Genomic DNA, 12,737 nt, shown 5'->3' with positions numbered 1-12,737 from the left:
GGGGTGTTGCCCCTCAGGCCCGCTAGTCCGCGTCGCCCTTCCAGTTCTTGAGCGCAGCGAAGGGAGAGGGCGGCGCCTCCTCATCGGCATCATCTTCAGGCACGGCAAATTCCTCCGGCACTGCGGCGCCTTCCTTGCGTGGATAGGGATCGATGGCAAGGCCGATCGCCTCGACAACCAGCGCCGCGATATCGATCTCGCTGCCGGAGAAAGGCTCCGGCTCGTCGGGGCCGTCCGGATCAACGATCAGTTCGCCCTCTTCATTGACCTTGCGCTGGAAATGACGGGAGGTCTCGGGAAGGAAGGTCGCATCGACGTCCTCCTCGATCACGGCCTCGATCGGCTCCAGCGTGACCACGCAGGACTGGGTGATCTCTGCGCGCACCGTGCCGCGCACGCGCACGCCATCCCGGCGCCAGGGCGAAATCCTGAGCTCTGCCGAAAGCGCGTCCACCGTCCGCACATCGAGAAAATCAGCCGTTGCAGCGCGTTCACGCTCATCGGTCTCAAGCTTCATGTCGAAGGCAACGGCAGAAGCGCGCGCGACCGGAAATGGCCGGGAGAACGGCAGGCTCTTTTCAAATGTCTCAGCCACGGACAACCTCCGCACTTTCCGGCACAAGAAAGCTCACCATGCCGGTTTCCACCATCACTTCGTCCATGCGGGCAAGGTGATCGAAATTTGCAAGCATCCACCGCGCGAGTTCGGCCATCGGCTGATGATCGGCATCGGCCCCTTCGATATTATGGGCAAGCGCGATCGCCAATTGGGAAAGGTCGCGGTCCTGCAGACAGCGCACATAACGCTCCAGCCGGCCGTAGAACATGCCGGCGAGCTTTTTCATCCGTTTCGGCACGGAATTGTCACCCACGCCCAGCTCGCGGATCGAATAGTCGATATCGAGAAAGAAGGCATCGACCACGTCCTGCGAAAGCTGCTTGCCGATCTCGGAGGATCTGGACGTGCGCGACAGAAACAGGATCATTACCGCCGAGAGCATCTCGAAACGGCCCATCACGGTGTCTGGAACATTGTAATCGGTATAAAAACAAGGCTGGCGCGCCGTCGTGGTGATCACGCCGTACTGGCGCTGAACCACCTGACGGTTGCCGCGTCTCCTGCTGAAAAGTCCCAAGGCAATCCCACTCTTTCTACTTCAATTCCATCAGGCCGGCCGTCGCAATTGCATCCGGACACAAGCTGGTTTATCCAGTTACCCTGGAAAACGCGAAGCTTGATGACGAGCCGGCCAAAGACGGTCCCGGTCCCTTGAACCAACCATGCATAATGGTAGTTTGCGCGGGCCCTGCCCGCAACCGGGAATCGTCGCCAGCAACAAGCTTTGGCGTTGGCACATGAGACAAACCGCCGGCGGTTTCGCCGACCGGCATCAGACTTGCCAGGGAGTGTATGTTGAAGACGCACGGTGTGAAAATTGATTTTGGTCCGGTTCGCCCGGCAGCCGCCGGTGCGCTTGTCGCCGCAACGCTTCTGATTGCAGGCTGCTCGGCAAGCGACGTTGTCGGCACGCGGAGCGTCTATTACCAGGGTTACGTCATCGACGACCAGCTGCTTCAGCTCGTCAAGGTGGGCTCCAGCCGCGAGCAGGTGCTGCTGACGCTTGGCGAACCCTCGACCACCGCAACCTTTGACAATGAAGTCTTCTTCTATATTTCGCAGAAGAAGGAAAAGCGCTTCGCGTTCCAGAAGCCGCGCCTCGTCGATCAGGAGATCCTTGCGATCTATTTCGACGGCAACGGCCGCGTCCAGCGAATCGGCCGCTACACGCTTCAGGACGGCAATCTCATCGACATGGCCACCGAAACGACGCCGACCGGCGGCAAGGAAATCACCTTTATCCAGCAGATCCTGCAGGGTACCGGCGGCAGTGCCGCGCGCGACTTCTTTGGCGCAGGCAACAATGCCGGCGTTGTCGGGCCCTAATTCGAAAACGCAAATGGCAGGCCCTCGGGCCTGCCATTTCATATGACCGGTGATTTTCAGCAGACGCTCAGTTCGTCCCCTGCATCACCCGGATGACCTTCGGCGAGAGCTTTCCGCGCTGCACATCCTTGTAATCCTGATAGCTCAGATCGCCATTGGCCATGCTTGCCACGATGCGCGAGCACAGCAGCGGCACCGCCTTGGACCTTGTCGTATCGAGAAAGACCGCCGTCATGCGCAGATCTTCCGCGCTGAGCCCGCCCATGTCCTTCACGCACTCTTTCGAAACTTCCCTCTGCATGGCCTTGCTGCCGCTCAGCGCGGTCTGAACCATGGCATATTCCTGTGATTCCTGCGTCGACTGGCAACCTGCAAGAAGGCCAAGGCCGAGACCGGCCGCCAAAAGTCTTTTCATGCAATTTCACTCCCTTTCTGCCGGGCCGGTCCGTCCAGAAACATTCCCCCGGACAGGGCCCGGGGGAAGGATAGCTCACGCCAGGACGGCCAACAACAGGAGCGCCACGATGTTGGTGATCTTGATCGCCGGATTGACGGCTGGGCCGGCCGTATCCTTGTAGGGATCGCCCACCGTATCGCCCGTGACGGATGCCTTGTGCGCCTCAGAACCCTTGGCATGGGTCACGCCATCGGCATCGACGAAGCCGTCCTCGAAGCTCTTCTTGGCATTGTCCCACGCACCGCCGCCGGACGTCATAGAGATGGCGACGAACAGGCCGTTGACGATCACGCCAAGGAGCGAGGCGCCAAGCGCTGCGAAGGCCGAAGCCTTGGAACCCGAAATCAGCCAGACGCCGAAGAACACCACAAGCGGCGCCAGCACCGGCAGCAGCGACGGGACGATCATCTCGCGGATCGCGGCCCGCGTCAGCATGTCCACGGCGCGGCCATAGTCCGGCTTTTCGGTTCCTGTCATGATGCCCGGCTTGTCGCGGAACTGCTGGCGCACTTCCGATACGACAGCACTCGCCGCCCGGCCGACCGCCGTCATCGCGATCCCGCCGAAGAGGTAGGGGATCAGCCCGCCGAAGATCAGTCCCGCAACCACATAGGGGTTCGAGAGCGAAAACGAGATATCACCCATATTCGCATAGAACGGATACTGGTCGCCATGCGCCGCGAAATAAGCGAGATCGTTGGAATAGGCCGCAAACAGCACCAGCGCGCCGAGCCCGGCCGAACCGATCGCATAGCCCTTTGTGACCGCCTTGGTGGTATTGCCGACTGCATCGAGCGCATCCGTGGACTTGCGCACTTCAGGCGGAAGCCCCGCCATTTCCGCAATCCCGCCGGCATTGTCCGTGACCGGCCCGAAAGCGTCGAGCGCCACGATCATGCCAGCAATGCCGATCATCGCGGTGACTGCAATGCCGGTGCCGAACAGGCCCGCCAGCTGATAGGTGACGATGATGCCCCCGCAGATGACGAGCGCCGGCAGCGCCGTTGCCTCAAGCGAGACGGCAAGGCCCTGAATGACATTGGTGCCATGACCCGAGACCGAAGCCTGGGCGATCGACACCACCGGGCGCTTGCCGGTGCCGGTATAATATTCGGTGATCACCACGATCAGCGCGGTGACGACCAGCCCGACAATGCCGCAGATGAAGAGCGCGATGCCGGTTATGTTGCGCCCCGCCACCTCGCCGATCGAACCGAAGCCGATGGTCATCCAGATCGCGAGCGCGATGCCGACGATGGACAGGACGCCGGTGACGATCAGCCCGCGATAGAGCGCGCCCATGATTGAACCATTGGTGCCGAGCTTGACGAAGAAGGTGCCGACGATCGACGTCAGGATGCAGACGCCGCAGATCGCAAGCGGCAGCAGCATGATGTCGGGCAGCAAGGCGGCACCGCCGAAGAAGATCGCGGCGAGGACCATGGTCGCGACCACGGAAACCGCATAAGTCTCGAACAGATCAGCCGCCATGCCCGCGCAATCGCCGACATTGTCGCCAACATTGTCCGCGATCGTTGCGGGGTTGCGCGGATCGTCTTCCGGAATGCCTGCCTCGACCTTGCCGACAAGGTCGCCCCCGACATCGGCGCCCTTGGTGAAGATGCCGCCGCCGAGACGCGCAAACACCGAAATCAGCGACGCGCCGAAACCGAGCGCCACGAGCGCATCGATGACCTCGCGATCGTTCGGCGCATAGCCCATGATCACGGTGAGATAATAATAATAGACCGAGACGCCGAGCAGGGCGAGGCCGGCCACCAGCATGCCGGTGATCGCGCCAGACTTGAAAGCGATATCGAGCCCTGCGGGCAGGCTGTAGGAAGCAGCCTGGGCAGTGCGCACATTGGCGCGGACCGAGACATGCATGCCGATGAAGCCCGCAACGCCCGAAAGCACGGCGCCGATGAGAAAGCCGATCGCCGCGTTAAGCGACAGCAGCAGCCAGGCCAGGATGAACACGACCGCCCCGACGATCGCGATCGTGGTATATTGGCGCGTCAGATAGGCCTGCGCGCCCTCGCGGATGAAGCCCGCAATTTCCTGCATGCGCGGCGTGCCCTGATCGGCAACCATGACCGAGCGAATGGCCCATAGCGCATATACGATTGACAGAAGGCCGCAGACAATTACGGCAAGCAGTATCGTCATTTCGCTTTCCTTCCCTCTACGGCCGGCGCGAAAACGCCTCTCGGCCGAATTGACTAGACGGCGAAATCAGCCCCTGTCGGAAGGTTCCTGCACCTGCCGGCCGGCGTAAGACCGCCGTATGACGCTGTCCGGCGTCCGTTTCCTCCCGCGCCGCCAGCCAGGGTGAGAGTGATGGGCTGCGGCCAAGGCGTCAAGTGCCATGGAAGGACATTAGACCATCGGGGAAGGCGCCGGCGCCGCTAAAGGAATCGCACCGAACGCTGCGAGGGAGCAATCGCTCTCGCGCTATCGCAAGATGCCGGATGAACGGACGGGCTGACGAAGCCAATCGCGCTCGCGTTTGACGCCGTGCACGGCATTTGGGCGGAAGGCTGCAGCATTTTGCAGCCAGCGCGCGCTCACATCGGCGGATTGTCGAGACCGCCCATACGGCAGACTTCCAGCCACTCGTCTTCCTTCACCGGCTGCACCGAAAGCCGCATCGAGGTGACGAGCGACATGTCGGCAAGCGCGGGATTGGCCTTCACGTCCTTCAGCGAAACGGGCTTCGGCATTTCGGTCACCGCGCGAATGTCAACGCATTCCCAGCGCGGATCATCGGTGGTGCTGTCGTGATGGGCAAGCGCGCAGACTTCGCAGATGCCCACGACTTCGAGCCCCTCATTGGAGTGGTAGAAGAAGCCCTTGTCGCCGATTTCCATGGCGCGCATGTTGTTGCGCGCCTGATAATTGCGCACACCGTCCCATTCTTCCCCGGTCTCGCCCTTGTCCTTCAGCATCTGCCAGGAAAACTTGAACGGCTCGGACTTGAACAGCCAGTACGCCATGCCTCACGCCTCCGGATTGTTGTAAAGCCACTTGTAGGGCTTGACCTCGACGGTCTCGAACAGCCCGGCCCCGGCATAGGGATCCTCAGCCGCGATCGCTTCGGCTGCCGCCTGGCTCTCCGCCGCGATGATCAGCATCGAGCCGCAGGGCTTGTCGTCGGCGTCGAGAAAGGGGCCTGCGATCTTCAGCGTGCCCTTTTCGTTCAACCCGTCGACCCATTCGAGATGGCGCGGGCGGGTTTCCATGCGGACATGGAGGTGTTCGGGCTTGTCCTTGCACAAAACAGCGTAGAGCATTTGTCTGTCCTCTTCATTCAGTGGTGATCGGCCGGCTCATCAGTTCCTCGAGCGCCTGCGGAATGCCGAGCTTGCCCTCGAGCACGCGGGCGACGGCGCTTGAAATCGGCATCTCCACGCCATGGCTCGCGGCGAGATCGTTGGCGACGGAGGCGCTGTAGACGCCCTCGACAAGCGCTGCGTTGACGCTCTCGAAATTCACCTCGGCCAGCGCCACGCCATAGCGGAAATTGCGCGACTGGCGCGAGGTGCCGGTCAGAACCAGATCGCCGAGCCCCGAAAGGCCGCGCACCGTTTCCGGTTCGCCGCCCATGGCGACAGCCAGCCGCGACATCTCAGCCAGACCGCGCGAAATCAGCGCCGCACGGGCGGATTCGCCGAGGTCCGCGCCCTCGACAATGCCGCAGGCAATCGCCAGCACATTCTTCAGTGCGCCGCCGATCTGCACGCCGACAGGATCGCCCGAGGCATAGATGCGGAAGGTGCGGCCCGACAGGATCTGCGCCGTCTCGCGGGCGCGCTGACCGTCGGCAAAGGCGAGCACCATCGCAATCGGCTTTCCGGCTGCCAGATCGACGGCAAAGCCCGGACCGGACAGCGCGCCGGCGGCATGGTCCGGCAGCGTTTCCGCCAGCACCTCGGTGATCAGACGTCCGCTTGCGCGGTCGATGCCCTTGGCTGCGGAAACGATGGTGGCACCAGGCTTCAGATACGGCGCGTAATAAAGGGCTGCGGCGCGCTGCGCCTGCGCCGGCACCGCAAGCACCACCGTATCCGCAGCATTCAGAACGGCCGGATCGATGGTGAAAGCAAGCGCTGCGGGCAGATCTATGCCGGGCAGCACCGCCTCGTGACGGCGGGTCTTCTGCAAGTCCCCGATCAGCCCGGCATTGCGGCCAAGCAGCGTGACAGCATCCTCGACTTCATGGGCAAACACGGCAGCAAGCGCCGTGCCGAACGCACCCGAACCGATGACGACAGTGTTGCTGGTCATGCCTTGGCCCCTCTCCTGCCGCTTCCGATCAGCGCCGCAGCATTGCCATCGAGCGGCCAGCGCGAGCGCACGGAAACATCCATCCCGTCCGGATCAAACCCCAGACGGATGCGTTCCAGCCCCGCCCAGGCAATCATCACAGCATTGTCGGTGCAAAGCCGCAAGGGCGGCGCGACGAAGGCAAAGCCTTCCTTCGTGCAGAGACCGGTCAGCATTGCCCGGATCGCGCCATTGGCGGCAACACCGCCGGCAACCACCAGCGCGGGTGTCGCATCCTTCTGATAGCCTTCGGCCTGAAACCGCAGCAATGCACGGCGAAGACGATCTTCCAGCGTGTCGGTCACCGCAAGCTGGAAGGCGGCGCAGATATCGGCAACATCCTGGTCGCTGACAGGCGCCAGCGCCTGTGCCGCCTGCCGCACGGCTGTCTTCAGGCCGGAGAACGAAAAATCAAGCCGGTCTTCGCCCTTCATCGGTCGCGGCAGCGGAATGCGCTTCGGGTCGCCATTTCTGGCCGCCTGCTCGACCGCCGGGCCGCCGGGATAGCCGAGACCCAGCAGTTTCGCCGTCTTGTCGAAGGCCTCGCCGAGTGCATCGTCAATCGTCGAGCCCCAGCGCTCGTAATCGCCGACGCCTTTCACCAGCACGATCTGGGTATGGCCGCCGGATACCAGCAGCATCAGGAAGGGAAAGGAAACGCCATCCGTCAGCCGCGCCGTCAGCGCATGGCCTTCAAGATGGTTGATGCCGTAGAACGGTTTCTCCGCCGCATAGGCAATCGCCTTGCCGCTCATCGCGCCGGTCATCAGCCCGCCGATCAAGCCGGGGCCGATGGTCGCGGCAACGCCATCGAGATCGTCCAGCGTGATCCCCGCTTCGCCAAGCGCGCCGGCAATCAGCCCGTCCATTGCCTCGACATGCGCGCGCGCGGCGATTTCCGGCACCACGCCGCCGAAGGCCGCGTGTTCCTCGAGCTGGCTGAACACCAGATCGGCTATGATTTCGCCATGCCCGGCCTCATCCATCGCCACGATGGCGGCGGCGGTTTCATCGCAACTCGATTCGATGCCGAGAAAGAGTGTCTGTTTTTTCATCGCGATTGTTTGCGGCAGGGCGCAATCCGGTTTACGAGACACCCGGTAACAATGGTGGACGCAGGATGCAAACGAAACCTTACAGGATCGGCACGCGCGGCAGCCCGCTGGCGCTCGCGCAGGCTTATGAGACCCGCGACCGGCTGGTGGCCGCCCATGGCCTGCCGGAAGACATGTTCGAGATCGTGGTGCTGTCGACCAAGGGCGACCGGATTACCGATCGTGCGCTTGCCGCGATCGGCGGCAAGGGGCTTTTCACCGAAGAGATCGAGGCCCAGCTTTCCTCCGGCGCGCTCGATTTCGCCGTGCACTCTTCGAAGGACATGCCGACGGCGCTGCCGGAGGGGCTGACGCTTTCCACCTTCCTGCCGCGCGCCGATCCGCGCGATGCCTTTATCGGCCGCACCGCCGAGCGGCTTATCGATCTGCCGAAGGGCGCCGTCGTCGGCTCCGCCTCGCTGAGACGCCAGGCGCTGATTCGCCGCCTGCGTCCCGATATCGAGGTGGTGATCTTCCGTGGGTCGGTGCAGACCCGGCTTGACAAGCTGGCCGACGGCGCCGTTGACGGTACGTTTCTCGCCTATGCCGGTCTGACCCGGCTTGGCCTGCAGCAAAAGGCGACCGAGATCCTCGATGCAGAGACCTTCATCCCGGCCCCGGCGCAGGGCGCGATCTGCATCGAGCAGCGCATTGGCGATGACCGGATTGCGGCGCTCCTCGCGCCCATCAACGACCGCGACACATCGGACGCCGTTGCCTGCGAACGCGGTTTTCTGGCAGCGCTCGACGGCTCCTGCCGCACGCCGATTGCCGGCCACGCCACGATCGATGGCGGCACGATCCGCTTTTCGGGCATGATCCTGTCGCCGGATGGCAGGGAGGCGCATGACATCAATGTTGAAGGCGAGCGCAGCGATGCTGCCGATCTCGGCCGGGCCGCAGGCGAGGAATTGCGGGGCCGCGCCGGAGCGCACTTTTTCGAAGACTGGAGCTGAGGGCAACGATGCGCGTTCTGGTGACCCGGCCCGCAGAAAAGGCGCTGAAGACCGGCGCGCTTCTGGAGCGGCTCGGCCATCAACCGGTGGCGCTGCCACTGTTTCACACCGTGCATGATCCGGACGGCGCAAGGCAGGCTCTGAAACGGCAAAGCTGGGCGGCGCTTGCTGCGACCAGCACGGAAGCGCTGAAGGGCCTCGATGCCGAACGCGATGCGCCGGCGCTCCGCGACCGCCCGCTCTTTGCCGTCGGTGCAGAAACGGCGCATGCGGCGCTGGTGGCCGGCTTCACGCGGATCTTCACCGGCACCGGCAATGGCGAGGCGCTTGCCGAGGCGATCGCCGCCGAGCGGTCGCTGTTTTCAAAGACGCCATTGCTCTACCTTGCCGGCAGCCTGCGCGCGCCGCATCTCGAACGCCGCCTTGCCGCGCTCGGCGTGCCATTTGAAACCGTCGCCGTCTACACCATGGCGCCGATCGACCATGCGGCTGCGGACCTTAGCGTGGCCATCCAGGACGCGGACGCCATCCTGTTCTATTCGCAGATGACGGCGATGCGCTTTTTTGCGCTTGGCGCGGCGAATATCCTGCGCGAAAGCGCATCAGCCCCCCTCTTTCTTTGCCTTTCGGAAAATGTCGCTAAGGCAGTGCCTGCGGCGTTCGCCGGGGCGGTCCGCATCGCCGGGGCACCCAACGAGGAAAGCCTGCTTTCGCTTCTTCCATGATCAGCTTCGGCGTAAGAAGAAGAAAGCGGATCGGTTGGGGGAACAAGTCTCCAACAAAAGCCTTTTCTTAATACCCCTCGGCCTCTAACCTAGAGCCGAGCAGCGCAACAAGAGGTAACCATGGTTTCGGACACCCCGTCTTCCCAGAACGAGAAGAAAAACGTCGAGACAGCAGAAGACGCTGCGCCGGTTTCGCCCGCGACCAGCGAGCCTGCCTCCCTGGAGCCCAAGCCCGACGAGACGGCGGTAGAAACCGCGATGGCCGATGTCGCTGCGGCCATCAAGCGCCATGAAGACCACCTTGATGAGGAAACGCTTGCGCAAGAGCAACGCCACGCCGAAGAGGATGACGGGCACGAGGCCGCAGATGCGGAGCCGGTTCGGGAGAAGGAAACGCCTGCGCAAAGCGTGCACCCTGCTCCGCCACCGCCTCACACCCCTGCCGTCGAACGGACCCGCGGCCCCGGTTTCGCAGCCATGCTGGCTGCAGGCGTTGCGGGTGCCGTGATTGCGCTCGCCGCAGCCTATGCTCTGCAGCAGGCCGGCGTTATCGGCAGTGGCGGCAAGACAAGCGACGAGATTGCGGCGCTGCGCCAGGAAATCGATACGCTGAAGGCCAATGACGGGACGTCGAAGCTCCAGAGCGACATCGATGCGCTGCGCCAGCAGATGGCGGCTGCCACAGGCTCGGCTGAGGAGATCGACACTTTGAAGCAGCAGGTCGGCGCGCTTCAGGCCGGGCTTCAGAGCGACAGCAATGCCGTACAGAGCCTGCAATCCGGTCTCGACGCGGTGAAAACCACGCTTGCCACCGGCCAGCAGGATGTTCAAAACAGGATCGCCACGATCGAGGACAAGCTCAACACGCCCGGAAAGGACGTCGCAGTAGCGCGCGCAATCTCGGCAGCGGCGCTGAAATCGGCCATCGACCGGGGTGAGAGCTTCGCCTCCGAGCTTTCCACCTATCTCGGCGTTGCGCCGGAAAACGCGAAGATCGGCGCGCTGAAGACATTTGCAGATACCGGCGTCCCGACGCAGGAAGAGCTCGCTGACATGTTTTCGAAGGACGCCGACGCCATCATCGCGGCAAGCGCGCCGCCACCGCCTGAAGGCAATATCTTCAACCGGCTCGTTGACAGCGCCAAGGGCCTGGTCAGCGTGCGCCCGGTCGGCGATGTGGAAGGCGACACCGTGCCGGATATCGTTGCCCGCATCGAAAATGCGCTGACGGAAGGCGATTTGAAAAAGGCGGAAAGCGAATGGGAAACGCTGCCCGCCGCAAGCAAACAGGAATCTCAGACATTCGCTGACGGGCTGAAGGCCCGGATCGAGGCTGATGATCTTGTATCGGAAACGCTGACGGAAGCGCTTGGTGCAACCGCCGGCGCTTCTGCGTCTGGCAATTGAGGAGGTAGGATATGATCAGGCTTTTGTTTTTTGCGATCATCGTTCTGGCCTTCGCGCTCGGTTTCTCCTGGTTTGCGGACCGGCCCGGCGAGCTGACACTGGTCTGGGAAGGCCGTATATTCGAAACCCCGCTGACGACGGCGCTTGCACTGCTGATCGGGGTGATCTTCGTGGTGATGCTGCTGTGGTGGCTGATCAGCGCGATCTGGACCTCGCCCAAAAGCGTCACCCGCTATTTCCGCGCCCGCAAGCGCGATCGCGGCTATCAGGCGATCTCCACCGGCCTGATCGCCGTCGGCGCTGGCAATCTGGTGATGGCGCGCAAGATGTCGACGCGCGCCCACGCGCTTCTCAGTGCCGATCAGGAACCGCTGATCCATGTGCTCGATGCGCAGGTGGCGCTGACGGAAGGCAATTACGACAAGGCCCGCCATCTTTTCGAAGCCATGTCGGAGGACCCCGAGACAGCAGAACTCGGCCTCAGGGGGCTTTATCTGGAGGCAAAGCGCGTCGGCGCTGACGAAGCCGCCCAGCATTTTGCAGAGCAGGCTGCCGACAAGGCGCCCTACCTCGCATGGGCTTCCAAGGCGACGCTCGAAGCCCGGGTCCGCCAGGGCCGCTGGGATGATGCAATCCGGCTGCTCGACCAGCAGCGTTCTGCCAAGGTGACCGACAAGGATGAGTCGGCCCGGATGAAATCCGTGGTCTTGACGGCACGTGCTGAAAGCAAGCTCGACACCGATCCGAAGGGCGCTGCGGCCGATGCGCTTCAGGCGCTGAAACTGCGCGACGATTTCCATCCTGCGGCGATCATTGCCGCCAAGGCCTATCTGGCGCAGGGCAATCTTCGAAAATCCGCCGGCGTGCTGGAAATGGTCTGGAAGAAGGATCCGCATCCGCAGATCGGTGCGCTTTATGCCCGCGCCCGCGGCGGCGATACCGCCGTCGACCGCTTGAAGCGTGCTGAAAAGCTGGAGGCTTTGAAGCCCAACAACTGGGTGTCGCTGATGGTTGTCGCCCGCGCGGCGCTTGACGCACGTGAATTCGACAAGGCCCGCACCAAGGCGGAAGCGGCCGCACGGATGCAGCCGCGCGAAAGCGCCTTCCTGTTGCTTGCCGACCTTGAGGAAGCCGAAACCGGCGATCAGGGCCGTGTCCGCCACTGGATGGCGCAGGCGCTCCGCTCCGAACGCGATCCGACCTGGGTCGCCGACGGGCTGGTCTCCGAATACTGGCGGCCGTTCTCGCCGAAGACCGGCCAGCTCGACGCGTTTTCCTGGAAGGTGCCCTATGGCGAAATCGCTGGTCCTGTCGAAGAAGGCAGCGCTTCGCGTCTCGACGAGGCCCTGAAGAGCCTGCCGCCCGTCGGCGGTCCGCGTGGCGAAGCCGAGAAGGATGATCAGGCGCCGATCTTCACGGAGACGGCAAGCGCATCAGAACCGGAAGCGGCGAAGGAGACCGAGCCTAAGGCGGATGAAAAGCCCGTCCTCAAGCCTGAAGCCGAGCCTGAGATCAAGACCGAATCGGTCAGGCCTGTCGCCATGACCGCCCCTGCTGCGCCCTCCGCCATCAATTCGGACAAGGTATCCTCGGACGACACGACGCTCGTCGTCGATGCGGAAGCGGACGACATCACCGATGCGCCTCGTCCTGCCGAGGGCAGCATTGACGATAACGACGACACCGACGGCGTGGTTTCGCCCTTCGGCGGACGGACGCCGGATGATCCGGGCATCGGCGACAGCGACGATGACGAGACGCCGACGAACGCCAAGAAGCGCCGTTTCTTCTGAACCTGTCGTAACCATAATTTGACCCGCCTTCGCC

13 protein-coding genes are annotated in these 12,737 nt (G+C 63.1%); 5 read left to right on the top strand and 8 right to left on the bottom strand.

Translation table 11 applies throughout. The annotated features are described in order from the left end of the window. Positions 1-22 precede the first annotated feature (22 nt). Entirely contained in the window at positions 23-595 is a 573-nt protein-coding gene (locus HPQ62_RS05825; protein ID WP_174801585.1) for a YceD family protein, read from the bottom strand. Beyond that, positions 588-1,136 carry a ubiquinol-cytochrome C chaperone family protein gene (locus HPQ62_RS05820; protein WP_194246286.1) on the bottom strand — a complete coding sequence of 183 codons (549 nt, stop codon included), beginning with the start codon at positions 1,134-1,136 and terminating at the stop codon, positions 588-590. The genes HPQ62_RS05825 and HPQ62_RS05820 overlap by 8 nt, the downstream gene beginning before the upstream one ends. 275 nt (positions 1,137-1,411) lie before the next feature. Here HPQ62_RS05820 and HPQ62_RS05815 point away from each other — a divergent pair, with 275 nt between their 5' ends. Beyond that, positions 1,412-1,945: an outer membrane protein assembly factor BamE gene (locus HPQ62_RS05815; RefSeq protein WP_174801584.1), complete on the top strand. Its 534-nt coding sequence runs from the start codon at positions 1,412-1,414 to the stop codon at positions 1,943-1,945. Between the two features lie 67 nt (positions 1,946-2,012). Here HPQ62_RS05815 and HPQ62_RS05810 read toward each other — a convergent pair whose 3' ends face one another. The 6 genes from HPQ62_RS05810 to tsaD form a co-directional block, all read right to left on the bottom strand. Beyond that, the gene (locus HPQ62_RS05810; RefSeq protein ID WP_174801583.1) at positions 2,013-2,360 is read right to left on the bottom strand and encodes a hypothetical protein; all 348 of its coding nucleotides are present in this window, start codon (positions 2,358-2,360) and stop codon (positions 2,013-2,015) included. Positions 2,361-2,435: 75 nt separating this feature from the next. Further along, positions 2,436-4,571 carry a sodium-translocating pyrophosphatase gene (locus HPQ62_RS05805; protein WP_174801582.1) on the bottom strand — a complete coding sequence of 712 codons (2,136 nt, stop codon included), beginning with the start codon at positions 4,569-4,571 and terminating at the stop codon, positions 2,436-2,438. Positions 4,572-4,969: 398 nt separating this feature from the next. After that, on the bottom strand, positions 4,970-5,398 hold the full coding sequence (locus HPQ62_RS05800; protein WP_174801581.1) for an EVE domain-containing protein: 429 nt from the start codon (positions 5,396-5,398) through the stop codon (positions 4,970-4,972). 3 nt (positions 5,399-5,401) lie between these two features. Then, positions 5,402-5,695, bottom strand: coding sequence for a YciI-like protein (locus HPQ62_RS05795; protein ID WP_174801580.1), 294 nt, complete (start codon positions 5,693-5,695; stop codon positions 5,402-5,404). A 13-nt stretch (positions 5,696-5,708) separates the two neighbouring features. After that, positions 5,709-6,689: an NAD(P)H-dependent glycerol-3-phosphate dehydrogenase gene (locus HPQ62_RS05790; protein WP_174801579.1), complete on the bottom strand. Its 981-nt coding sequence runs from the start codon at positions 6,687-6,689 to the stop codon at positions 5,709-5,711. Then, a complete protein-coding gene (gene tsaD / locus HPQ62_RS05785; RefSeq protein WP_174801578.1) occupies positions 6,686-7,783 on the bottom strand; it encodes a tRNA (adenosine(37)-N6)-threonylcarbamoyltransferase complex transferase subunit TsaD in 1,098 nt (365 codons plus the stop codon). The genes HPQ62_RS05790 and tsaD overlap by 4 nt, the downstream gene beginning before the upstream one ends. 65 nt (positions 7,784-7,848) lie before the next feature. Between tsaD and hemC the strand changes: the two genes are divergently transcribed. The 4 genes from hemC to HPQ62_RS05765 all read left to right on the top strand — a co-directional run bounded on the left by hemC (position 7,849) and on the right by HPQ62_RS05765 (position 12,703). Beyond that, positions 7,849-8,778 (top strand): hydroxymethylbilane synthase, encoded by a 930-nt coding sequence (hemC, locus tag HPQ62_RS05780; protein ID WP_174801577.1) that lies wholly within the window; start codon positions 7,849-7,851, stop codon positions 8,776-8,778. Positions 8,779-8,786: 8 nt separating this feature from the next. Continuing rightward, positions 8,787-9,503 (top strand): uroporphyrinogen-III synthase, encoded by a 717-nt coding sequence (locus HPQ62_RS05775; RefSeq protein ID WP_174801576.1) that lies wholly within the window; start codon positions 8,787-8,789, stop codon positions 9,501-9,503. A 120-nt stretch (positions 9,504-9,623) separates the two neighbouring features. After that, positions 9,624-10,910 carry a COG4223 family protein gene (locus HPQ62_RS05770; protein WP_174801575.1) on the top strand — a complete coding sequence of 429 codons (1,287 nt, stop codon included), beginning with the start codon at positions 9,624-9,626 and terminating at the stop codon, positions 10,908-10,910. Positions 10,911-10,921: 11 nt separating this feature from the next. After that, on the top strand, positions 10,922-12,703 hold the full coding sequence (locus HPQ62_RS05765) for a heme biosynthesis protein HemY (RefSeq protein WP_174801574.1): 1,782 nt from the start codon (positions 10,922-10,924) through the stop codon (positions 12,701-12,703). Positions 12,704-12,737: the final 34 nt, after the last annotated feature.

Origin of the sequence: Martelella limonii (assembly GCF_013344475.1) — a bacterium.
Taxonomy (GTDB): domain Bacteria; phylum Pseudomonadota; class Alphaproteobacteria; order Rhizobiales; family Rhizobiaceae; genus Martelella; species Martelella limonii.
The sequence above is the reverse complement of the archived record's forward strand: the minus strand, read 5'-3'. Positions and strand labels throughout refer to the sequence as shown.